The sequence below is a fragment of the Nocardioides sp. NPDC127503 genome, from assembly GCF_040302165.1.
GTDB lineage: Bacteria > Actinomycetota > Actinomycetes > Propionibacteriales > Nocardioidaceae > Nocardioides.
Genome location: NZ_JBEORH010000012.1, coordinates 127110 through 148835, shown reverse-complemented (window position 1 = coordinate 148835; position 21726 = coordinate 127110). Strand labels below are relative to the sequence as shown.

Below are 21726 nucleotides of genomic sequence, written 5' to 3'. Positions count from 1 at the left end.
ACACGGTTAGCCTCGTACATGTGAACTCACTCAGCCCCGACACACCTGACATCAAGCCCAGGTCGCGCGCCGTCACCGATGGCCTGGAAGCCACCGCTGCCCGAGGCATGTTGCGGGCCGTCGGACTCGGAGACGACGACTTCGCAAAGCCGCAGATCGGCGTCGCCTCGTCGTGGAACGAGATCACCCCCTGCAACCTGTCCCTCGACCGGCTCGCGAAGGCGGTGAAGAACGGCGTTCACGCGGCTGGCGGCTACCCGCTGGAGTTCGGCACCATCTCCGTCTCCGACGGAATCTCGATGGGCCACGAGGGCATGCACTTCTCGCTGGTGTCGCGCGAGATCATCGCCGACTCGGTCGAGACCGTGATGAGCGCCGAGCGGCTCGACGCCTCCGTGCTGCTCGCGGGCTGCGACAAGTCGTTGCCCGGCATGTTGATGGCGGCTGCCCGGCTCGATCTCGCATCGGTCTTCCTCTACGCCGGCTCGACCATGCCCGGGCAGGTCGACGGCCGCGACGTCACGATCATCGACGCCTTCGAGGCGGTCGGGGCATGTATCGCGGGGAAGATGAGTCGCGATGAGGTCACCCGCATCGAGAAGGCGATCTGTCCTGGGGAGGGCGCCTGCGGGGGTATGTACACCGCCAACACGATGGCAGCCGTCGCTGAGGCGCTTGGCATGTCATTGCCCGGTTCGGCCGCGCCGCCCGCGGTCGACCGACGCCGCGACGGCTTCGCCCACCGCTCGGGCGAAGCGGTGGTCGGGATGCTGCGCAAGGGCATCACCGCGCGCCAGATCATGACCAAGGAGGCCTTCGAGAACGCCATCGCCGTCGTGATGGCCCTCGGCGGTTCCACCAACGCCGTACTGCACCTGTTGGCCATCGCCAACGAGGCTGAGGTCGACCTGACTCTTGACGACTTCACCCGGATCGGAGAAAAGGTCCCGCACCTTGCGGACCTCAAGCCTTACGGCAAGTACGTCATGAACGACGTCGACAAGATCGGCGGGATCCCGGTCGTGATGAAGGCGCTCTTGGACGCAAACCTGCTCCACGGCGACTGCCTCACGGTGACCGGGAAGACCATGGCACAGAACCTCGCGGAGCTGAGCCCGCCCGCGCTCGATGACGACGTGATCCACTCCTTCGAGCGGCCGATCCACCGCACCGGTGGTCTCACCATCCTGAAGGGCTCGCTCGCCCCCGAGGGCGCTGTCGTCAAGACGGCCGGCTTCGACGACACCGTCTTCCGCGGCACTGCCCGAGTCTTCGACGGGGAGCGGGCCGCGATGGACGCCCTTGAAGCGGGGCTCGTCGTCGCGGGCGACGTCGTGGTCATTCGCAATGAGGGCCCGAAGGGCGGCCCTGGCATGCGGGAGATGCTTGCCATCACGGGAGCCATCAAGGGCGCTGGCCTGGGGAAGGATGTCCTACTGATCACCGACGGCCGGTTCTCAGGGGGAACCACCGGCCTCTGCGTCGGCCACATCGCCCCAGAGGCCGTCGATGCCGGCCCGATCGCCTTCGTCCGCGACGGCGACCCCATCGTCCTCGACGTCGTCAACCGCACCCTCGAGGTCGAGGTGGAACCCGCGGAGCTCGAGCGGCGGAAGGTCGGCTGGGAGCCACTTCCCTCGAAGTATCAGCGCGGAGTGCTCGGCAAGTACCGGCGTACGGTGCAATCTGCCGCAGTCGGCGCCGTTACGAGCTAGTCAGCCGCCTGGGCCGGCGGAGCCATCACCACGATCCGGAGCTGATTGGAGAGCAACTGCGTGGCGGTGAGCCCGAACATCGCCCGGAAGGTGTCGCTGAAATGGCTCGGTGAGGCGAACCCCGCGTCGCTGGCGGCCGTGGAGAGATCCGCGCCCTGGCTGACGGCCGCTGCCGCGTACCGCATCCTGGCCCAGAGGCGGTAGCGGCGAAAGCTCGTCCCCGAGTGGGCCGAGAACAGGTGCAGGAAGCGGGACTGGGACAGGTTGACCGCGGCCGCCATCTCCGCCGCGCTCCCCCGCTCACCAGGTCGGTCGCGAAGGAGCTGCATGGCGACGCGGATCCGCTCGTCGGTCGGGTTCGCCTCACCGGCATCGAGCAGGCGTCGCCGCAGCACCTCCGGATCCGTGACCGGCCCCTGCCTCCAGTCGGCGAGCAATGCCGCCTCGTCGCGATGGTCGTACGCGATCGTGCCCGCCCGATCGGTCATCGCCCCCAACAGGTGGGCCGTCCCCGATGCGCCTGGGTCGACGTAGAAGAACAGCATCGTCTGCTCCTCCCCCACGACGATCTGATGGGACGTACGCGCAGGGATCAGCGCGCTCCGCACCCGCCGTGGCTCCGCCGGACCTGATCGCAGCAGGAAGGGAGCGTCCAGGCCCAGCGCGAAGCAGGTCACCGACCCGGAATGGGTGCCCAGACGCAGCGACGGGCCCCGGTACGCCGCGTGCCCTGACCAAAGCCAGACCGTCGGCCGCGCGTCGGCGCAGCACGAATCCGGAAGCGGCTCGGTCGCCATGCGCGTCATGATCCCACGGTGAACACCGTGGCCAGTCTGACCATCGCCGTCATCGGCGTCTTCTTCCTCGCGATGGGGACGTACGCCCTCGTCACCCCGGGCGCACTCGCCGCCCCGTTCAACCTGTCGGCGAAGACGCCCGAGTCCCGCTCCGAGATCCGCGCGGTCTACGGAGGATTCGGCATCGCGATGGCCGCCGTGCTCGGCGCCGCGGCGCTCGACATCGGCGACATCCGGACCGGCGCCGTGACCACCGTCGGCCTCGCCCTGATCGGGATGGCCGCCGGCCGACTCATCTCGCGCCTGCTCGATACCCCCGTACGTTTCTATCCCATCTGGTTCTACTTCGGCGTCGAACTCGTGGCCGGCACAGCCCTGCTTGCGTGCGTTTGACCTCGGCAAATTCGGCTATGCTCGCCACCGTGGGATCTCGGCCGACATTAGACACGTCTGTACATCCGCCACGCCCTCGCGCCCCTGGCGGGAGCCGCATGGCCCGACGAGTCGACTGGCACAACGATCCCTCGGCCCCCGAGGTGAACAGCATCCGACCCAGTGCCGGGGCCTTCGTGCTCGACGACCCGGGCAGGATCCTGTTGATCCGCCGCGACGACACCGGCAACTGGACGATGCCCGGCGGAGCGATGGAGCCCGGCGAGTCTCTGACCGCGGCCGCGGTCCGCGAGACGTTCGAGGAGACCGGCATCACCATCGAGGTGACCGGCCTGGTCGGGATCTGGACCGACCCGCGCCATCGCATCGAGAACACCACCAACGGCGAGGTACGCCAGCAGTGCTCCATCATCTACGCCGGCCGCTACCTCGCCGGCGAGCCCACTCCGTCGGCTGAGAACACCCACGCCGAATGGGTGTATCCCACGATCGTCCCCAGCCTTCAGATGGACCGGAGCCAGCGCGTGAGGATCGACTGGGCCCTCAACCGCAACTTCCCCCACCTCGATCCCAACCCCTGATCAGGCCGTACGCAGCAGCCTGAACTCGTGCTTCTGCAGCACCTGCAGCACCAGCTTTGCCGGAAAGCCGAAAGCGTCTCGGCCGTCATCTGACGAATAGGGCTCGACCGCAGAGACCTGGTGCCACTGCCCGTCCACGAACAGCTCGCAGCTTCCGGCCGCGACGATGTTGCGGTACCAGTTGACGTCCTCGCCGTACGTCAGCTCCGCGATGAACCCTTCCGGCACTCGCGCGACGACGATCGGCGTCTCGTACGTCTTCCCCGACTTCCGGCCGACGTGACGCACGAGCGAGAACGGCCCGTGTCCGGAGCGAGCGACCCGCGTCGTCACCTTGTTGAGCGTGTTCTTCATCAACCACAGCCACTTGCGACGCATCTCAGTCTCCTAGCAGTCTCAGGTTCACCATCGGCAGGCCCTCGACCTCGTGACCGGCCGCCGTCTCGATCGCACCGCGCAGGCGCCGCCAGGCCTTCGGGTGTGCCTTCTGATAGCGACCCAGCACCGCAGCGGACTCCTCATCTGAGAGTAACGTCGCGTGCACCGCGACGCTCGTACGCTTTCCGATGCTGACGCGACATGCAGGCTCGGCCAGGAGGTTCCGATACCACTGCGCCCCGGTGCCGAAGCCGCTCACCACCACGATCTCGTCCGCGCTCGGCCGCTCGACGACCTCGAGGCAGACATACCGTGGGACCCCTGATCGGCGTCCGATGTGCTCGAGCATCAACATCCGCGATCCGAAGAGCCACCCGGCTCGGTGTCGATAGAGCCAGATCGGCGCACGTACGACAGCGCGGGTCCGCAACAGCTGAGACACGACCGAGTCGACCATGGACGTCACCGACCCGACCTTACCCAGCGGCTTGGTCGATCCAGCCCGATCGAGCAGCGCCACGAACTACGCTCCAAACATGGCAACGCTCCAAGACGTGGCTCGGATCATCGGCGAGCTGCCCGAGGTCGCCGAGGGCGAGCGCTACGGGCACCCGACCTGGTCCGTACGCGGCAAGGGCTTCGCCTGGCTACGCCCATTCAGCAAGGCCGACATCAAGCGCTTCGGCGACCAGACCCCGCCCGCCCCGCCGATCCTCGCGGTCAACACCGCCAACCTGCACGAGAAGGAAGGCGTCCTCGCCGCCGGTATCGACGGCGTGTTCACAATCCCGCACTTCAACAACTATCCCGCCCTGCTCATCGAGCTCAGCGTCATCGCCCCAGGGGACCTTCGCGACCTACTGGTCGACGCCTGGCTCGCCGCTGCCCCAGCTGAGCTGGTCGAAGGATTCGACGGCTGAAGCTCTGACTCGCCGAGATCGTGTGCGTGACGGGGCGAGACATACCGCCCACAAGATGCGCCACCTCGCTTGGGTGTTTGCTGGTTTACTCCCGACATGGCATACGAGGAGCTCCCGCCGTTCGCTGCGTGGCAGTTCGTCGACGCCGTCGACGGGTTCGAGGTCGTCTATCGAGACGCCTCCGGCATCCGTGGATACACCTCAGCCGTCGAGGCGGGCCAGGCCTACGCGGTCCACTATGAGATCTCGGTTGATGCCCTCTGGCGTACGCGCGAAGTCCACGTCCACAATGACACCGCTCGCGGGCGACGATCCACTGTACTTGTCTCCGACGGCAAAGGTTCCTGGACCGTCGATGGCCGGTCGGCGCCCCAGCTCGACGGGCTCTACGACGTCGACCTCGAGGCCTCTGCCTGCACCAATACCCTTCCCGTCCACCGGCTGGACCTACCGCTAGGCGACGTCGTCACCGCGCCCGCCGCCTACGTCCAGGCACTTGACCTTCAGGTCAGACGCCTCGACCAGTCCTACCGACGCCTCGACGACCACCGGCTCGACTACCACTCCGAAGGCGGTTTCAACGCCGTGTTGGTGTACGACAAGTATGGGCTCGTCCTCGACTACCCCGGGATCGCGACGCGCTTCGCCTGAGAGACGAACCGTCCTGGGCGCGCGGGCCGAGCACACAGCTCCAGACTGCTCTCTCGTTCCGCACAGGTCGCGTCGCAAGGACCTACCCTCGCCGTCATCCGCGCAGTCGCTGACAGACTTGCGGCATGTCCCGGCCGCCGCGCATCGAGCCCGCCGCCGACGTAGTCGCCAAGGTTGCGTCGACCGCGTTGTCACTTCCCGACGCCTACGAGGAGGATGCCTGGACCGGCGTCAGGTGGCGAGTCAGGAAGAAGACCTTCGCTCACGTCCTGGTCGCCCAAGAGGGGTACACGTCGGCGTACCGCGATATGACCGGGGTGACCGAGCCCACCACGGTGCTGACCTTCCGATCCTCCGGCGACGAACTGCTGGCCCTGGTCCACGCCGGGCCACCGTTCTACCAGCCTCCGTGGTCGCCCACCGTCGTCGGCATGGTGCTCGACGGCGATACAGACTGGGAAGAGGTGGCCGAGCTGGTGACCGAGAGTTACCGGTTCTGCGCTCCTAAGAAGCTGAGGCACCGGCTGGATCGATGATCGTGCGGTCCGTAGGGCGAGCGTCAGCGCCACTCCTCCCCCGGCCACTTCCTCCTGGGCCGCGTGCCCGATCACCCAAGTTGGGGGTCAGCCACGGCCGCGCGATCGCCGTGCTGCCCCGGCCGACGGCTGATGCATAGAGCCCCGGCCCGCCGTCTGTGCGGTCGGGGCCATGCCGACGCCTGCGTCATGGCGCCGCCAACGAGTCCTCGCGCTAGTCCGGTAGGTGCTCCCCGAGCCAGGTCGCTCTTCGGCGAGCTGACGCGCGCGAAAGCCAAGCCTCCTGTACGACCTCAGCGAGCTCGTCATAGCTGATCTCCCCAAGCCGGCTCGCTCGGACTAGAACCGACAGGTGGCCGTCGAAGTGCGGAGTGGTGAAGAACGGCGAGGACTCGTCCTGCACCATCGCCAGCTTGTCACCCTCGCTAGGCACCCAGAAGACGATGACGTCGTCGTAACGCTGGCCGGTGTCCGGGTCGAACGCGTCAGGACGCGGATTCCGGAAGAAGACGAACGACTTTCCACCCACCTGATAGATGGGCCTGTTCTGGGTGCCCGCGTATACGCGGACGTGGGGCATGCCAAGGGCAAGGTCGTGCACGTCCTCCACCCGCGCCGACCGGCCGCCTGTTCTCCTCACACAGCCAGGTTAGGTGCCACGGTCAACGCGCGGGCGACCTCCGCGTGCGTCACTTCGCCCACTATTACGCGGCCCAAGCGCCCGGATCGGGGTTCTGCGGACCTGTGCTCGTTCGCCCGTGCCACACTCCCAGTCGTGGGAAGTGAGGACGAGCGAGAACTCGATGATCGGTGGTGGCTTGGCTTGAGAGACACCACCGTGGAGTCCGTTGCGACCAACGAGTACAGCGTGGTGGTGTCCTTTAGCGGAGGCAACACCTTGACTATCGAAGGCCGGACAGAAATTGTCCAGAACGATGGGCTCGCGGTCAGCTTCATCGACGATGAAGCCGTCACGGCGTTCGACATGCTGAGATCCCTTGCTGGTGCTCGAGTCCTTTCCGGCGTGGCCTACAAGAGCGGTTCCTTGCGACTCGTCTTCGACACAGGCGCCAAGTTGCACGTTCCTTTTGATGCCCACTACGAAGCCTGGCAACTGACAGGCCCGTCGGGACGAATGTGGGTCTCCCTGCCAGGCGGCGGTCTCACACCAGTTCCTCGGGAACCGACCTGATGTGCCGAGTGGACTACGAGCTGTGCGCCCCGCTGCAAGCGTGACCAGCTGTAGACGGCACAGGAAGGGGTCTGGATCTCCCGCAACCCGGCGCAGCTCAAGTTGGGGTCTTGCCGCCGCGTCTGATCGCCCAGAATGGCGCGCCATGGCGTCGTCCGTTCACTCCGTCACGCGCTGCACCAGACGCTCAGCGGAGCGTTGATAGTAGTCCTGAGGTAAGCCTGCGTGGACGCTAGGAGATCCAACTGCTGCGTGGTGGCTCGCGCTACCGACAGACCTGGTTGAACGATGACCATCTCCATGCGTCGCTTGAGGATCAGCGATCGCTCGCGGATCTCGTACAGCTTCTTGATGTCGCCGACCTCGAATGGATTCACGCCGGTCCGACCCTGCTTCTTACGCGCACGATCATCAAGCGTCTTAAAGAAGGCCCGCAGATCGTTGCGTCGCCACATGATCGACTTCTGCGCCTGACCACAGACCTCGTAGAGGTCGTCGACCCGCGCGCCCGGCTTCCCGTCCTTCGAGTATTTGCAGTGGACGAGGCGCACTAGTAACCCGTGCTCGTCGATTCTCATAGCTACAACATCGGCAATCTCGCCGGATCCGTCATCGTCGATGATGACGTCCCAGGCGGGGCTCTCATTTTTGAGGTCTTGGATGACTCGGAACTGGATGGAGTCCATGAGCTTGCTCTTGGTCTGCGACTCGACGGTCAGCGTTGTGCCGTGCCAGTCGAACGTAACCAAGTCATCCCGAGAGTATGGATCCTTCTCCCAGGTGGGCTTATACATGAGGTCGCCTTCGATGATCCGGTCTCCGTCAAGGATGAATAGCAGGCCGTTGGTGTTCAGCCATTCGCTGAGTGGTTGCTCAGATCGCGGCCGGATCACCAGGACTTCGTCGTCACCGACGCAGCGATAGCGAAGCCGGCCAGCGTCCACCGTTGCCTCGTAAGTAACCTTCCATGAGCCGGACTCAATAGTGAATCGCAGAACGTCGTCAGCTTCCGTGTCTGGGACCAGGTCGGTAAAGACCGCTTCATGCACGACTTGTTGGTAGGACAGGCGCAACGACTCGGACTGCATCGTGTGGATGGCCCAAGGCCACTCGACCGCGATCAGTACGCCGTCTGGGCGCCCGGTGAGGTGCTCAGGCAGAATGAACTGTCCGATGACCTTCTCGATGCTGATCGTGTCGTCGAGCAACTTTGCGCCGACCGAGTCGCACCAGTCCCGCCAGTGTTTGAGACTTTGCGAAGTCGCGTGGGACCAGATGCGCCCCTTGATCGACGCGCTGATACTGACATGTTCACCCTCCCGGAAACCGCCGCCAGAGATGTTGGTCTGCGTCTTCGTGCCCGCTTCAGCCTGCGAGAAGCTCGCCGTAACGTCTGAGCCGACATGCATCGAGAAGCGTCTGAATTGGTCGTGCGCGTCTAGCACTCCAACGTTGGTCGGCACCAGTCGGTCGATGTCGGCCATGACTCGGTAGACGGTTGAGCCGGTGAATCGCTTAGCCCCGGGCCCCACGACTGCTTCTGCAAGCTCTTCGAAGACGCCGTCGTTGGCGGAGTTGTTGATGTACAGGAGATGGTTGACGCTGTCGAAGTAGAGGACGAACAACTGGTAGGTGAGCTCCTCGATGGTCTTGAGGTTGCCCCAGCGAACCTCCTTTCGATGTTCAGTGACGCACCATGCGACCCCTGCTTCGCTGTTGATTCCGATCGGGACCGTGAGCAGGTTCTCCTCGCCAAAGAAGTCAACGATGGCGTCGGGATTCCAGTCGTCGCTCGGTGCTTGGTAGACAACGGTGCTCATCTTCGGCAGCAGGCTGAGGATTGAAACCTCCTCAGGAAGGCTAGTGAAGCCCTCTTCGAAATCGCTGGCCTCCTGTTGGTCCTCAACTGCCGCCTCGGTGAGGTCACGCAGTATGAGATTCCAGTCAGAGTCCTCGGCGTACAGAGCACGCAGACGCTTGTCGACCTCGATGTCCGTCCGTGCGACGAAAACACTTGCTTCGCCGTAGTTGCCGCTGGTTGAGGTGCGTGCGAAACGGCCGACGAACTGGAGCGTGACGCCGAGGCTCTTCTGAGGGTCATGGACGGCGGCGACCTTAAGTGCCGGCAGATCGAATCCTTCTCCGAGCATGTTGACGCACACGATTATTCGTGAGTCGCGCTCCCGCAGCGCCTTGAGTGCTGCCGTTTGGTGTCCCTTCGTCATCTGACTGTTGACGATCACCGGCTTCAGTTCTGGCGCCAACGCCTCATAAAGCGGAAGGACGAGCTTCGCGCGTTCGATACTGCTCACGCGAGCCATGAGTACGTGGTCAAGGCCAGCGGCGAGATCTGCCCGCAGCCGGGCAACGCTTTGCTCGGCGATGGCTTGGTGGACGTTTTCGAAGTCGATGACCGAGGTGTAGTTGATTCGGGAGAAGTAGTCTTGAGCCTGAGCTTCGCGCAGTGGAAACGCATAGATGGTGCGTCCTTGCAAGCCCTTGCCGTCCTCGCGAAAGGGCGTCGCCGTGAACTGCACGACATCCTTCTCACCAAAGGCTCGCCGAATGCTCGACCAAGTCCGGGCAGCGACGTGGTGCGCCTCATCAATGAAGAGGTGGGAACACGACTCAAGCAGCGCCTCCAGGGCCTCGGGCGTGCAGGCGCCTAGCACCTGCGGCGTTGCAACGATGACGTTGCAAGCAGTCGAGAACGCTTCCACGGTCTTGGCGTCATCAAAGCCATGACGAACCCGCCCCACCACCGGTCGCAGCGCGGTGGCGCTCACGATGCCGAACTCTTGGAGCACGCCAAGTCGTTCGAACTTGCTGGCGACTTGCTCTCTGAGGGCATCAGATGGGACGAGCACCAACACGCGCGTTGGCCGCGCGGCCACGAGGAGCGCCAGCATCGTTTCCGTCTTGCCTGTTCCCGTCGGCATCACGACTGTGGCTGGCGTCTTGCGGTTGGTCGTCCAATAGCCCAGGACCGCGTGCAGGGCGCCAAGTTGCGGCGTACGAAGACCGCGCTCGTCCTCCGATTCCGCGGTGAAACCAATTGCGCCCACGTAGCTGGCGAGCACTGTAGATGAATCTGGGAGCATGAGATCGTCAGGGATCGACCATGCAGCTTCGTGCAGAGGCTCACCCGGGGCGATGCCGCCGGCCACGACGAGAGCGACCCGTTCGTCTGAATCGTCGGCGATCACGGGCCAACGCCCAAACTCGTTCGCCACTTCGGGGCTTTCGGAAGTGCCACCTATGAGAGTGAACCGACCGCTCGGGACGGTCAGCTGACTCACCGGATTTCCCTCGAACGAGTCCGCGCGCGCCCACACGTCCTCGTGCGACCAGCCCGAGTCATCGGATATGTCGTTGGCCATATTCGTAGACATACCACCTTCACACGTCATTGCAGGGGAAAAGCACTCAGGCGAAGTTAGGGCTCGCAACTGCGATCCCGTTGGTCGCTCCCGACCGATGAGCCCGCGGAGCTGCTCCTCCGAAAGGCGCTGCGGATCTCATGGCCGTGATTGCCCGCGACACACCGCCGCGAGCCGGGCGCCCGGACCGCCCCTTACCCGCGCTGACGGCTTACTCCTCGATGAGCACGTATCCACGACGCTTGCTCTCTAGCAGGTTCCGTCCGAGCTCGCTGCTCACACGCGCATCGAGGTCGGGAGGAACCGGACACCCACCCCCGCCTCCGAAGCCCGGTGGAGCCTGGGCCTCGCATCTCAACTCCAGTGGGAGACCACGGCCCGTGGGCCTACACATCTCATGCTCGTGGCCAGAGCGACAGATGAGCTTCACTCGAACGCGGTGCGGCTCAGACAACGTGGCCTCCTTCGACTGCGTCTCTAACTAGCAGGAGGACGGAGCGGGCGCTCTGATACTTGGCGACACCCGTCTTCCGCTGTCCGCTGCTGTTGCAGGATGCGTCTTTCCGGCTCCGATGACGATAGAGCCCATCGAGACCTTCGGACCCGCCGCCGTTCCCGCGACGGGCTAGAGCACCGAGTCCAGCACGCTGTAGGGCATCGGTACTCGGTGAGTTGACTCCCAAGCCTCTTCACCCACGCGTGCGGTCACGTCGATCGTCAGCTCGTCCGGCATCGGCTGGGCAGGAATGCCCTCGATGCGCCATGCGGTGGATCGGGCCCACTTCGTGATCTGGCCGGAATAGGAGCGAGCGACTAGCCCGTCACCGATGGCCGGTACTCCCAAAACCCCGGGTGTGAATCGAACCCCTTGCGATGTACGAATACGCACCGTGACGCTGTCGATTGGCTCTGGGGAAGCTAGGACAACGTCCAGTCGGAGGAAGCCCATGTCTCCGTTGACATCGTCTACGGACGCCTCAAGCTTCGGTAGGCGCTCATCGTGGTGACGTGCCGCCTCAATCGAGGTCAACCTGGAACTCTCTAAGGCACCGCGCTTGGTCCACTTGGCCTGAGACCTTGTGTACCAAGCGCTCGCCCCCGCGAGCACGATTGCGATTCCCGACAGAACAAGAGCGGCGACATCCACGTGCATAGTCTCGCTGCACCGCGTTGCTCGTGGAAGACCTCGGGGCGGGGAAGGTCTGGTTGCGCAGAGTTCTCGGGGCTCCGCATTGGTCCACCGCTCAGATCTAACCGTTGTCCGGGCGGTTCTGCGTTCTTCCGCCGCGGACTCGCGCAGCACATCGTTGCGCACGCGGTCTCCGCGGGTCCGCCGGGACGGCGTTGACACTCCTCGGAGTCACCGATGACGTTCAGAGGTCGGCCGGGGCCCCGTCGGCTGGCGGGTCGCCCGCTCGCCGCGGCAACTCCTCGCCTCGACTACCTGAACCGATCTGATCTTCGGGTACTCGGCCGGCGGGCTCGACTGGGTTCGTGCTCGGTCCCCGTCAAGCGTCGCCGGCCACTGCTGACATCAGGTGGCGGTGAAAGGCGACCCCGTTCGACGTTAGGCCGTCTTCCAACGGATCCATATCACCCAGTTCGTCAAGGATCTCGGAACGACGCTTCGTGGAGTACGCCCGAAACTCGGGTGCCCTGTCTGCCAGTTCGTCGAGCGCCTGAAGGATCACGGCAAACACGTAGATCCCGTGCAAAACTCCCTGCACCGGACGATCCCGTTGCTTCCAGGGCGAGTAGGCAGAGTGCTCGCTCCCAGTCACGAGGGCGCACCCGTTCTCGATCAGACTGAGCTGGAGGTGCATTGCCTCGTGCACGATGCCCTCGACCAGCCGGATGACGGCATAACGCTCATCTGGGTGTGGCACCGACACGAAGATCGTGAACGGAACTCCCGGGCTGCTGAAGCTGACATCCATGCCCTTGTCTGACTCGAGAACGTGCAGGTTCTTCACCAGAGTGAAGACTGTTTCACCCAGCGATTCGACGCTTCGAAGGAGTTCGAAGGCAGCTTGGAGCAGTTTGATCGAGTCGTCATCCATGGTGCTCGCGAGGGGCAGTCCGTCGAACTCGGCGGCCACCCGGTCGGGAAGAACTTCCACGGCGATGTCGCCATGCTCCGAAACGATCCTCGCCAGGCCCATCTGCTGGACGCTGAGGTCCCGTGAAATCCATCGGCCGGTTGAGTAGTCAGACCCGCAAAACTCCTCGCTTCCAGACTCACAGGCAAATTGGCATTTGAGCTCCGATGCGATCCCGGGGAACCACAAGCGTGGGTCGGAGCTGATCCGATCAGACAACATGGGCAAAGAACGAGTAAATGACCGAGTACCTGATACTGCTGTGGACTGCCGAGACGGCGTGGTACGAGCGATCGGAGATCTCGAACGCGAAACCGCTGAGGTTCGTCGGCCGGAGCACTCGCTTCACATCCGCAGGATCTTTGCTGCCGAAGAGCATTAGGAAGCCCCCGGCACTGTCGTCGAGCCCATGATTCAGCTGTACGACGAACCTGTGTGTCTCCTCACCGGCGATGAAATCGTTGTGGACCCCGATCCGATGCCCACTCACTAGTTTGTGCGCGACGACGCTCACTTCATCGGATAGGTCGCAGCCGAACGTCCTCTCAAGGATCTCCCTGAGTTCATCGAGCAGTGCCCTGCTCGTCAGCCAGGCAGCCTGGTCCTCTGTCGCGTCATAGCAGCTGAACTCGTACTGCTCATAGAAGTCTGTCTCGACGTGGTTCCATGGAGCGTCGCGTCCGAGCCAGTCGAGAATCTCCTCGGCGATCTGCGGGTCCAGGCAAGCGTCGAACACGGCATGAGGGAACGGCTCGGCGGCGAAGCTGGGTTCCAGCCGGAACTGTCCCGGCATTCTTGGATGATCTTCTGCTTGAGTCTTGGCGGTCATATTGGCTCGATCCGGGCAGGCGCCTGAACTCCGACACGACGCCGTAGTTCCCCGATGAGAACGAGCTGGTCGGCACAGAAGATCGTTGGGTTGTTGAACCCGTTCTCCGGCGAGAAGCGGTGCGCAGGCATTCCTCCACCGCAGACGCCGAGCTCGGGACAACTCCGGCAGGCGGGCGCCGACGGCTCCTGGAGTGCGAAGTAGTCGGCGAACTCCTCGGTCGCGACGAAGTTCAACAGGTCGATTTCGGTGACGTTCCGCGCGACCTCGAAGCGGTCCGCTCCGACATGCGCCACCTTCAGAGTGTCGTTCTTGGTGATGGTGCCGTCGGTGTCGATCACGAGGATGCCGTACTCCGTGAGCCCGACGCCCTCCTTTTGGCCGCGACCACCAAGGATCAGTCGCAGCAGGTCGTCGATGACCCGGATGCGGGGAGGGGACGGGTCCCGTAGATAGGCGTCGGTCAAGGCGACCATCCAGTCGCCGTACTCGGTCGACGTCGGGTCCGACTTGCCGAACGGCAGGTCGGCGTGACTACCGTCGCGGTACAGCAGGTCGAAGGACGGTGTGCCCGTGCCCTTGAGAGCCTCGTAGACAGCCACAGGATCGGACCTCAGGTCGACGACAGCCAGGACGCCACCCAAAAGGTGGTTCCCTCCCGGATACCTCAGGACACGGTCGATCGCGGCCAGGACGCGATCGTGGCTTCCTCGGCCAGCATGATCGACGCGGTTCAGGTCGTGTATCGGCCCATCGAAGCTGATCGACACGCCGACGTCGTACCGGACGAACAGCTCGATGAAATCGTCCTCCAAGAGAAGCCCATTCGTCTGCACATGTAGGCCCGTGCCTGGTCGACTCCTGGACCGAAGACCATGAAGGAGACGTTCCATGGATTCAAGGCCGAGCAGGAGTGGTTCGCCTCCGTGCAGGACGACGCTGAGCGGGTGAGACTGCGAATGGCTGAGTCTCGAAACCTGATCAACGATCGCTTCGACGACCTCGACACTCATCCGCTTGGGCTGTTTACGCCAAGCGTCGTCGCCCATGTTGTAGACGTAGCAGTACGTGCAATCCAAGTTGCAACGACTGGCCGTCTTCAGCAGGACAGTGTCAATGACCTGTGGTTCAGAGGTGCGGTGCCTAGCGGTTGTGGCGATTGTGGGTGCGGTCATACTTGCCCCCAACCATGGCCGGCTCACCCGTTCGGACTTCGTCGATGAGGCGCTGAAGCGCGACGCTGTCAAGGTTCGGGCCGTCGTTGGACCTTGATGCGGTGCTCGGCTCCGTCGTGATCTTCTCAGTGCTCATCGGATGTCCGCCGTTCGTGGGGGTAGTCCTGCTGCCCAGCAGGCAATGCCTGACTGGGCACCCCCGCTCCTACGATCGATCATAGCGCTATTTCCACGCGGGGGCAGGTAAACAAGACTGTCTTTCAACGCCTCGACGTGGGTCTCGCGGATTCCTCCGGCGCGCGGGCAGTGACCAGCGCTTTCCATCCCATATACCCAGGTCAGTGGGACATTTGCCGTTGTAGTCGTCGCGGGGGTGGCCGATGTAGACGGGTGTTCGTTCGCAGAGCGAGCAGCGGCGACTCGATCGTCGATAATCGGTCAACGGCTGCTGACGTCGCTTGGGACGCGACGAACGGCCGATTGAGCCGTCGCGTCTGCTGTGGTGGGCGCTGGCTGGCCGTTCTATTCGCGCCTTCGCTCCGTCGCATTGAATGTGCGTCAATCCGCCGCGTAAATAGCCCGCAATGGCGATGCGGACGACGCGTCTCGGTCCATAGATTGAGTCGGCCGCATCCTCGTGAGATCGGAAGCCGTCCATGCAACGTGCCGCGCTCTACTATCCCTACATCCACATCCGCGACGACAACTGGCTGAAGGCGGCCTCGCTCTACTGGCCGTCCGTCCGCCGGATCGTCCCGCAGGGCTACCCCAAGCACGACAGCAGGACAGCTGAGGCCTTCGCAGAGGAGGGTGTCCTCCGGGACGTCGATCCAGGGTGGCGCATGGACAGGTTCGCAGTTGACCTCGCGTCCGCGATCCACACCAACATCGATGAGGTGGCCAACCAGTACGGTCTCCTGCAGGCATACGGTGCGGACAACCACGCCGGCGGCCGCCACAAGTGGGAGCCGTGGCAAAACGCGGCCCTTGCATGGATCCACTTCCAGAAGATCCCTCGCCGCCTCATCGACCTTCTGGTTGACAGCGGGGTGGCTGTCCGCGGCCGTGGCCAAGTTCACAAGGACGAGCATCTGATTCTCCACGGACAACTCACACGCCCTGAGGACTGGATTGGCATGCACCCAGCACTTGCCAGCGCATATATGACCGCGCTCGCGGGCGAGATCAGCGACCAATCGTCTTTCGAGCCGCTCACCGACCAGACCGACCTCCGCGTCGCCACCCCGAACCATGACGTCCGAGCCGCACTCAGCCTCCTCCTCGGGCAACACGCCAACCGTGACCGTGCCGCCTCCGCCGACGGAATCGAAACCTATGTGATGCTCGCGCTGCAACAGGTCGTGCCAGTAGACCTCGACCAGATCACCGCGGAACAGATCATCGAATGCCGGAACAAGCTCGCCCAGGAGCTCACCGACTTTCGCACCTACGTCGACGGTATGCAGCAAGACCTTCTCGAGCTCGCGCAAATTCCCGACGACATCCGCCGCATCGAGGCCTTCACCGAGCAGGTCCAGGAGACTGTCGAACAACCCCTTCGGAACCTGGAGCGAGGCATGAACCAACTGAAAGTTCCCACGGTCCGCGAACTTTTCGTATCGACATTACTCGCACCGACCACCGCTGCCAGCCTGACTCATGCCGGCGCGACGCCTGCCACAGCGTTCACTGCCGGTACCGCCGTCGTCGTCGGAAACGCCTGGTGGTCCATCCACGAGAAACGATCCGCCCTCAAGAAGGGGGCAGCCGTCGGATACTTGCTTGACGTGCGGAGCCAGCTCACCCCGAAAACCGCACTCGGACGGGCCCGCGATCTCGTCATCGGGACGTAGCGAAGTCCACCCTAAGGTTTCCAGTTCACGTCGATCGACAGCCCGATCGTCGGAGAACACGCGTCTTACCGCCGCGGGTGCGCCGGGTCATGCGCTCAGACTTCTCTCGAAATCCTGATCCAAACTTTGCCGCGCTTGTCTAGGGTTGGCGCCCATGGACGCCCTTGGAATGCGGAACGTGGTTCACCAACAGCTGAAGGCAGACGACACGCTGGTCGTAACAATGGTCCACACGACAGTGGGCGATGTCGAACTCATCGTGGAGATTGGCGATCGAGGCCCCCACGCCAATGAAGATCGTTATGAGGTGACGATCCGGCGACGAGATCATGAGACCGACCACTTCTCCGCAACGGGCCCGGACCTGGATACCGCCACCCGAAACGCGTGGTCGAAAGCGAGCTCGTACATCCACTGAGCATGCTCAGTGGAGTCAGCCACAGGTCGCCAGGTCATCGGCTGACGCGCCGTGCGGGAATGCATTGAGCCTGCAGGCTCGGGAGATCGCAGGGCTCGCGCCGTCGCGACGTCGGTCGAGGATGCGTCCTTCCGCCGCCAGTGGGGCGCACCAACTGTGTCGAGTTTTAGGCGGTGGTGGACGGAAGTGCGAGTGGCCGATGCTGCACCGATCGGCTGGAGCGCTGTGGACACCGGTTAGCGACCGGCTGCGGACGCGACGGGCCTGAGACACATGGCCCTTTCAGTACTGCTTCCCACATCCACCAGTCCCAGATCGTCACCTCCGATGCGATGCGTCGGACGATGGGCTCGTCTGCTCGGGCGTCGTCGTGGTGACAGCCCTCGGCGCCGACGCGACACCGGCCGAGGCACGTCAGGCACACTGCAGGAGTGTCCGACCCTCTGCGCAATCTGCTCGCCGCGCCGCCCGATCTCCCGGTCACCGCCGGCTTGGCCGCTCTCGACCAGGCGCTTCGTGCCCGCCGAGTCGCGGTGGTCCACGCACCGCCGGGCACCGGCAAGACGACCTTGGTCCCGCCCGCGGTCGCCGAGGTTGTCGCCGGACGGGTCGTCGTCACGCAGCCCAGCCGCATCGCAGCCCGTGCTGCTGCCCGTCGGCTGGCGCACCTGCTGGGCGAACCGGTTGGCGAGACGGTCGGATACTCCGTGCGCGGAGACCGACGCACCAGTCGGCGTACACGTGTCGAGATCGTCACGACCGGCCTGCTGCTCCGGCGGATCCAGCACGATCCCGAACTGGTCGGCGTCGGGGCCGTCGTGCTCGACGAAGTGCACGAGCGCCACCTCGACGCCGACCTGACCTTGGCGCTGCTCATCGACGTCCGGGCCCACCTGCGTGAGGACCTGTCCCTGGTGGCGATGTCGGCCACCATCGAGGCCGAACGGACCGCCTCCCTGCTCGGTGGGGACGACACCGCTCCGGTGATCCGCGTCCTGGGTGCTCTGCACCCGGTCCGACCGGTCTGGTGCCCGCTACCTGCCGGGGTGCGCCGCACCGACGACCGGGGCATCACCCCGGCCTTCCACGACCATGTCGCAGCGACCGTAAGTCGTGCGCTCGTCGAGCACGAGGGTGACGTCCTGGTCTTCGTGCCGGGCGTCGCGGAGGTCGAGGCGACCGTACGTCGCCTTGCCGGCGTGGACGCGTCCGTCCACGCCCTGCACGGACGTCTGTCCGGCGCCGAGCAGGATCGTGCGCTCAGCGAAGGCCCGCGTCGACGTGTGATCGTCTCGACCGCGGTCGCCGAGTCGTCGCTGACGGTACCTGGGGTACGTGTCGTGGTGGATGCCGGATTCTCGCGCGAGCCGCGCACTGACCACCGTCGCGGACTGGCTTCTCTGGTCACCGTCGCGGTGAGCCGGGCAGCGGCCGAGCAGCGGGCGGGTCGGGCCGGACGGCTGGGGCCGGGCGCCGTGCTGCGTTGTTGGTCCGAGGCGGAGCACGCGCATCTGACCGCTCACCCGGAGCCCGAGATCGCGACCGCCGACCTGACGGCCTTCGCCCTGGAGGTGGCGTGCTGGGGCAGTGACGACGTGCAGGACCTGGCGCTCCTCGACCAGCCACCGGCGCATGCGATGTCGGCAGCCAAGGAGGTGCTGGTGGATCTGGGGGCGATGACCGAGGAAGGGAGAGCCACCTCGCGGGGCCGGGTGATCGCTGGCGTACCGGCCGATCCCAGGCTGGCGCGTGCCCTCATCGACGGGGCTGATCTCGTCGGGGCCAGGCGCGCCTCAGAGGTGGTCGCGATGTTGAGCGAGGACGTGCGCGCTCCCGGCGGGGACCTGGTTGCCGCGCTCCGGTCGCTGCGCGCCGTACAGGGGGCAGGATCGTGGCGCGGCCAGGTCGCCCGGTTGGAGAAGGTCGTCGGGAAGCAGGGCACCGACGGCCGAGCACTCACCGATGACGTGGCTGTGGGGCTGGTGGTGGCCCTGGCGCATCCGGACCGGATTGCGCGCAAGCGTTCGAGCTCCGCGAGCTACCTGATGGTGTCCGGGACGGGCGCGGCGCTGGATCCGCGTGCTTCGGGGCCCTTGGGCGGACTGGAGTGGCTCGCGGTCGGAGACGCGGAGCGGCGGCCCGGGCAACGTGAAGCCCGGATCCGGGCGGCGGCCCCGCTCACCGAGGACCTCGCGCTGGAGGCGGCCGGGTCCCTGTGGACCGAGGTGGACGAGGTCACCTGGACCGGAGGGCGGGTGCTGGCTCGCCGACGTACGCTGCTGGGCGCGATCGAGCTCCGCTCCGTCCCGCTCAACGATCCACCTGCCCACGCGGTGACCGACGCGATCCGAGAGGCGGTGGCGAGGGAGGGAATCGCTCTCTTTGCCTGGTCAGAGGCGGCCACCGCGCTGCGCGCCCGCCTCGACTTCCTGCACCGTGCGCTCGGTGACCCGTGGCCCGATGTCAGCGACGTGGCACTGACGCAGAACCTCCAGTCGTGGCTCGGGCCCCAGCTGGCGCGGGTTCGCTCGGCCCAGGATCTTCGTCGCGTCGACGTCGCTGCCGCGCTGCGGGCGATGGTGCCGTGGCCGCAGGCAGGCAGGCTCGACGATCTGGCTCCCGAGCGAGTGCAGGTCCCCAGTGGGTCGAGCGTGCGGATCGACTACTCCGCCGAACAACCGGTGCTCGCTGTGCGAATCCAAGAGGTCTTCGGCTGGACCGCAGCGCCGGTCCTCGCGAACGGCCAGGTCCCGCTCCTGCTGCATCTGCTCTCCCCCGCGCGGCGCCCAGCAGCCGTCACGGCAGACCTGGAGTCCTTCTGGGACAACGGCTACCCCGGCGTTCGTGCTGATCTGCGCGGGCGCTATCCCAAGCACGCCTGGCCGGAGGACCCCCGCAGCGCACAAGCCACCGCGCGCACGAACGATCCCCGCCGCCGAAGGTGAGCGGCGCGCCCCGCCCATCGACAGCAGCTGGCACATCCAGCTCGCCGACAGGCGATAGCGTCTGGGGGTGGCCAGTTCTCGCCGATCCAGTGCTCGTCGCCGCGGCGGGCGTCCGCGCCGGAGCGGGACGCGACAACCGAAGCGGCCGTTGCCGGCCGTCGGCCCGGGCGAGCGGCTGTGGGTGCTCGACGTCCCTTACGGCACCCAGGTCGAGGGCGCCACGTGGCACCCGGGAGTCAAGACCCACCTGTACGTCGGGCACGCTGTGCCGGCGCACCTCGCGCCCTACGCTCCGGGTCCGTACACGCTCGGTCGGTTCATCGAGAGCACCCTCAATCCCGACCTTCCGACGCAGAGCCTCGAGGCGACCGACCCGCTCGAGCCGCGGCGGATCCAGTACGAGGCTGCTGACGCTATCGCGGCGCGCGCTGCGGCGGGCGGGCGGCAGTTCCTGCTGGCCGATGAGCCCGGCGTGGGCAAGACGATCTCCGCGGTCCTCGGGGCGGCAGCGGTGGGCGACCTCCGCGGTGCGCGACGGGTGCTGGTCGTCGCCGACCGTCCCGCCGCGATCACGATCGGCCACTGGTGCCGCACGATCACGGCGCTGGGCGACGGCGGTCTCGAATGGGTCGTGATCACATGGGACCGCCTGGAGAAGGTCAGGGATCACGCGTGGGACGTGATCATCGCGGACGAGGCCCACGCGCTGCGACGTACGACGACGAAGCGGTGGAAGCTCTGGGCGCGGATCTCGGGCCACGGGCGGCCGCACGACAAGGCACCCTTCGTCATCGCGACGACCGCGACGCCCGGACACACGCCGCTCGACCTGCCATATCTCGCCCCGGCCTATGCGCAGGTCCTCGGCGAGCCGATGCAGGAGTGGACCTCGGCGACCCAGCCCGACGCCACGTTCGCCACCGCGCTCGAGCGCAACGGCGTCGGGGTCGAGCGCGGACGCTACGGCGCAACGTGGACCGCCGACCCGGCGCGGCGCGCCGCGGACCTCAAGCTGGTACGCGGCTGGCTCGAGGACGAGCGGCCGCCCGCGATGCTGCACCGCGCGGCACCGTGGGGGCCGGTGCCGATCTCCGGCATGCCGGTGGCACTCACGCCGTCGGAGCGGACGGCGTACGAGGCCGAATGGGGAGAGTTCTGCCGCGAGATGGACATCGCCCGGCGTGGCCGCAATGTCGCGAAAGGGCGGGCAGCGCTGCTGCGCTTCCGGCAGAAGGCCGGGCTGATACGCGTCGACTCCACGGTCGCCTGGATCGCCCAGCAGGTCGAGGCCGAGCGACAGGTGGCATGCTCGGTCGAGTTCGTCGCGACCGCCGCCGACCCGATCGCCGACCGGCTGCGTGACTCCGGCCTCGAAGTCGCCACGATCTACGGCCGCGACCGGTTCGACGCAGAGGCCGAGCGGCTCCGGTTCCAGACCGGGCAGGCGAAGGTCTGCGTCTTCACCACGGTCGCCTCGATCAGCCTGCACGCCGGCGAAACCCTCGCCGATGGTCGCCGGGCTAGCAGCGAGCCGCGGGTCGGCGTCTTCCACCAGGCCCGCTTCTCGGGTATCGCAGGACGGCAGGTGACCGGCCGCACCCACCGCGACCACCAGCTCTCGCCGTGGCACATCGCGTACGCCGAGGGCACCGTCGAGGAGCAGGTCGGCAGGGTGATGGTCGAGCGGATCGCTGCGGCCTCTGCCACGGTGGGAAGCGACACCACCGGCCTCACCGCCATCGCCCAGCTCCTCGGCGCCGACTGGCTTCCCTCCGCCACCCTGACCGAGGTCGACGCCTGACCTCTCGGCTCATGCAAGGCACACCGGCACCGTGGAGATACCCGTGCAGAGGTGGCGCGGCAT

21 protein-coding genes are annotated in these 21726 nt (G+C 65.6%); 11 read left to right on the top strand and 10 right to left on the bottom strand.

Annotation, left to right across the window (positions count from 1 at the left end; translation table 11 throughout):
- Window positions 1-20: 20 nt before the first annotated feature.
- Window positions 21-1715, top strand: a complete 1695-nt coding sequence (gene ilvD, locus ABTW65_RS24900; protein WP_350665177.1) for a dihydroxy-acid dehydratase — start codon at window positions 21-23, stop codon at window positions 1713-1715.
- Here ilvD and ABTW65_RS24895 read toward each other — a convergent pair.
- Window positions 1712-2521 carry a helix-turn-helix transcriptional regulator gene (locus ABTW65_RS24895; RefSeq protein ID WP_350665175.1) on the bottom strand — a complete coding sequence of 270 codons (810 nt, stop codon included), beginning with the start codon at window positions 2519-2521 and terminating at the stop codon, window positions 1712-1714. The genes ilvD and ABTW65_RS24895 overlap by 4 nt on opposite strands.
- An 18-nt stretch (window positions 2522-2539) precedes the next feature.
- On the opposite strand from ABTW65_RS24895, the gene ABTW65_RS24890 reads away from it, so the two are divergent.
- Both ABTW65_RS24890 and ABTW65_RS24885 read left to right on the top strand, forming a co-directional pair.
- Window positions 2540-2905: a DUF4345 domain-containing protein gene (locus tag ABTW65_RS24890; protein ID WP_350665173.1), complete on the top strand. Its 366-nt coding sequence runs from the start codon at window positions 2540-2542 to the stop codon at window positions 2903-2905.
- A 98-nt stretch (window positions 2906-3003) separates the two neighbouring features.
- On the top strand, window positions 3004-3486 hold the full coding sequence (locus tag ABTW65_RS24885; RefSeq protein WP_350665170.1) for an NUDIX hydrolase: 483 nt from the start codon (window positions 3004-3006) through the stop codon (window positions 3484-3486).
- Here the strand turns inward: ABTW65_RS24885 and ABTW65_RS24880 are convergent, their stop codons facing one another.
- Both ABTW65_RS24880 and ABTW65_RS24875 read right to left on the bottom strand, forming a co-directional pair.
- Entirely contained in the window at window positions 3487-3864 is a 378-nt protein-coding gene (locus ABTW65_RS24880) for a nitroreductase family deazaflavin-dependent oxidoreductase (RefSeq protein WP_350665168.1), read from the bottom strand.
- Window position 3865: 1 nt separating this feature from the next.
- Complete coding sequence (locus ABTW65_RS24875) at window positions 3866-4384, bottom strand: nitroreductase family deazaflavin-dependent oxidoreductase (protein ID WP_350665166.1); 519 nt, start codon at window positions 4382-4384, stop codon at window positions 3866-3868.
- Window positions 4385-4400: 16 nt separating this feature from the next.
- Here ABTW65_RS24875 and ABTW65_RS24870 point away from each other — a divergent pair, with 16 nt between their 5' ends.
- The 3 genes from ABTW65_RS24870 to ABTW65_RS24860 all read left to right on the top strand — a co-directional run bounded on the left by ABTW65_RS24870 (window position 4401) and on the right by ABTW65_RS24860 (window position 5971).
- Window positions 4401-4784: an MmcQ/YjbR family DNA-binding protein gene (locus ABTW65_RS24870; protein WP_350665164.1), complete on the top strand. Its 384-nt coding sequence runs from the start codon at window positions 4401-4403 to the stop codon at window positions 4782-4784.
- A 96-nt stretch (window positions 4785-4880) separates the two neighbouring features.
- Entirely contained in the window at window positions 4881-5435 is a 555-nt protein-coding gene (locus ABTW65_RS24865) for a putative glycolipid-binding domain-containing protein (RefSeq protein WP_350665162.1), read from the top strand.
- 125 nt (window positions 5436-5560) lie between these two features.
- Complete coding sequence (locus tag ABTW65_RS24860) at window positions 5561-5971, top strand: MmcQ/YjbR family DNA-binding protein (RefSeq protein WP_350665160.1); 411 nt, start codon at window positions 5561-5563, stop codon at window positions 5969-5971.
- Window positions 5972-6185: 214 nt separating this feature from the next.
- Here the strand turns inward: ABTW65_RS24860 and ABTW65_RS24855 are convergent, their stop codons facing one another.
- Window positions 6186-6611 carry an MmcQ/YjbR family DNA-binding protein gene (locus ABTW65_RS24855; protein WP_350665159.1) on the bottom strand — a complete coding sequence of 142 codons (426 nt, stop codon included), beginning with the start codon at window positions 6609-6611 and terminating at the stop codon, window positions 6186-6188.
- Between the two features lie 135 nt (window positions 6612-6746).
- On the opposite strand from ABTW65_RS24855, the gene ABTW65_RS24850 reads away from it, so the two are divergent.
- Window positions 6747-7163 (top strand): DUF6188 family protein, encoded by a 417-nt coding sequence (locus ABTW65_RS24850; protein WP_350665157.1) that lies wholly within the window; start codon window positions 6747-6749, stop codon window positions 7161-7163.
- 167 nt (window positions 7164-7330) lie between these two features.
- Here the strand turns inward: ABTW65_RS24850 and ABTW65_RS24845 are convergent, their stop codons facing one another.
- The 6 genes from ABTW65_RS24845 to yhhA form a co-directional block, all read right to left on the bottom strand.
- Window positions 7331-10543 carry a DEAD/DEAH box helicase gene (locus ABTW65_RS24845; RefSeq protein ID WP_350665154.1) on the bottom strand — a complete coding sequence of 1071 codons (3213 nt, stop codon included), beginning with the start codon at window positions 10541-10543 and terminating at the stop codon, window positions 7331-7333.
- A gap of 625 nt (window positions 10544-11168) precedes the next feature.
- Window positions 11169-11690, bottom strand: coding sequence for a hypothetical protein (locus tag ABTW65_RS24840; protein WP_350665152.1), 522 nt, complete (start codon window positions 11688-11690; stop codon window positions 11169-11171).
- 361 nt (window positions 11691-12051) lie between these two features.
- Window positions 12052-12705 (bottom strand): aKG-HExxH-type peptide beta-hydroxylase, encoded by a 654-nt coding sequence (locus ABTW65_RS24835; protein ID WP_350665150.1) that lies wholly within the window; start codon window positions 12703-12705, stop codon window positions 12052-12054.
- A 148-nt stretch (window positions 12706-12853) separates the two neighbouring features.
- Window positions 12854-13471 carry a cyclophane-containing peptide 2OG-Fe(II) oxygenase YhhC gene (yhhC, locus tag ABTW65_RS24830; RefSeq protein ID WP_350665148.1) on the bottom strand — a complete coding sequence of 206 codons (618 nt, stop codon included), beginning with the start codon at window positions 13469-13471 and terminating at the stop codon, window positions 12854-12856.
- A complete protein-coding gene (yhhB, locus tag ABTW65_RS24825) occupies window positions 13468-14646 on the bottom strand; it encodes a cyclophane-forming radical SAM/SPASM peptide maturase YhhB (RefSeq protein WP_350665146.1) in 1179 nt (392 codons plus the stop codon). Before yhhB ends, yhhC begins: the two co-directional genes overlap by 4 nt.
- Window positions 14615-14782 (bottom strand): YhhA family cyclophane-containing RiPP, encoded by a 168-nt coding sequence (gene yhhA, locus ABTW65_RS24820; RefSeq protein ID WP_350665143.1) that lies wholly within the window; start codon window positions 14780-14782, stop codon window positions 14615-14617. The genes yhhB and yhhA overlap by 32 nt, the downstream gene beginning before the upstream one ends.
- Window positions 14783-15302: 520 nt before the next feature.
- Here yhhA and ABTW65_RS24815 point away from each other — a divergent pair.
- The 4 genes from ABTW65_RS24815 (at window position 15303) to ABTW65_RS24800 (ending at window position 21663) form a co-directional block, all read left to right on the top strand.
- The gene (locus ABTW65_RS24815; protein ID WP_350665141.1) at window positions 15303-16499 is read left to right on the top strand and encodes a DUF6236 family protein; all 1197 of its coding nucleotides are present in this window, start codon (window positions 15303-15305) and stop codon (window positions 16497-16499) included.
- A gap of 154 nt (window positions 16500-16653) precedes the next feature.
- On the top strand, window positions 16654-16917 hold the full coding sequence (locus tag ABTW65_RS24810; RefSeq protein ID WP_350665139.1) for a hypothetical protein: 264 nt from the start codon (window positions 16654-16656) through the stop codon (window positions 16915-16917).
- A gap of 431 nt (window positions 16918-17348) precedes the next feature.
- On the top strand, window positions 17349-19862 hold the full coding sequence (gene hrpB / locus ABTW65_RS24805) for an ATP-dependent helicase HrpB (protein ID WP_350665137.1): 2514 nt from the start codon (window positions 17349-17351) through the stop codon (window positions 19860-19862).
- 67 nt (window positions 19863-19929) lie between these two features.
- Window positions 19930-21663 carry a DEAD/DEAH box helicase gene (locus ABTW65_RS24800; RefSeq protein ID WP_350665135.1) on the top strand — a complete coding sequence of 578 codons (1734 nt, stop codon included), beginning with the start codon at window positions 19930-19932 and terminating at the stop codon, window positions 21661-21663.
- Window positions 21664-21726: the final 63 nt, after the last annotated feature.

Bases quoted from the DNA above. Each gene is read 5' to 3' on its own strand.
- ABTW65_RS24895 (WP_350665175.1), bottom strand. From the start codon at position 2,521: ATGACGCGCATGGCGACCGAGCCGCTTCCGGATTCGTGCTGCGCCGAC.
- ABTW65_RS24885 (WP_350665170.1), top strand. From the start codon at position 3,004: ATGGCCCGACGAGTCGACTGGCACAACGATCCCTCGGCCCCCGAGGTG.
- ABTW65_RS24880 (WP_350665168.1), bottom strand. From the start codon at position 3,864: ATGCGTCGCAAGTGGCTGTGGTTGATGAAGAACACGCTCAACAAGGTG.
- ABTW65_RS24870 (WP_350665164.1), top strand. From the start codon at position 4,401: ATGGCAACGCTCCAAGACGTGGCTCGGATCATCGGCGAGCTGCCCGAG.
- ABTW65_RS24865 (WP_350665162.1), top strand. From the start codon at position 4,881: ATGGCATACGAGGAGCTCCCGCCGTTCGCTGCGTGGCAGTTCGTCGAC.
- ABTW65_RS24860 (WP_350665160.1), top strand. From the start codon at position 5,561: ATGTCCCGGCCGCCGCGCATCGAGCCCGCCGCCGACGTAGTCGCCAAG.
- ABTW65_RS24845 (WP_350665154.1), bottom strand. From the start codon at position 10,543: ATGGCCAACGACATATCCGATGACTCGGGCTGGTCGCACGAGGACGTG.
- ABTW65_RS24835 (WP_350665150.1), bottom strand. From the start codon at position 12,705: ATGGGCCTGGCGAGGATCGTTTCGGAGCATGGCGACATCGCCGTGGAA.
- yhhC (WP_350665148.1), bottom strand. From the start codon at position 13,471: ATGACCGCCAAGACTCAAGCAGAAGATCATCCAAGAATGCCGGGACAG.
- yhhB (WP_350665146.1), bottom strand. From the start codon at position 14,646: ATGACCGCACCCACAATCGCCACAACCGCTAGGCACCGCACCTCTGAA.
- yhhA (WP_350665143.1), bottom strand. From the start codon at position 14,782: ATGAGCACTGAGAAGATCACGACGGAGCCGAGCACCGCATCAAGGTCC.
- ABTW65_RS24815 (WP_350665141.1), top strand. From the start codon at position 15,303: ATGCAACGTGCCGCGCTCTACTATCCCTACATCCACATCCGCGACGAC.
- ABTW65_RS24810 (WP_350665139.1), top strand. From the start codon at position 16,654: ATGGACGCCCTTGGAATGCGGAACGTGGTTCACCAACAGCTGAAGGCA.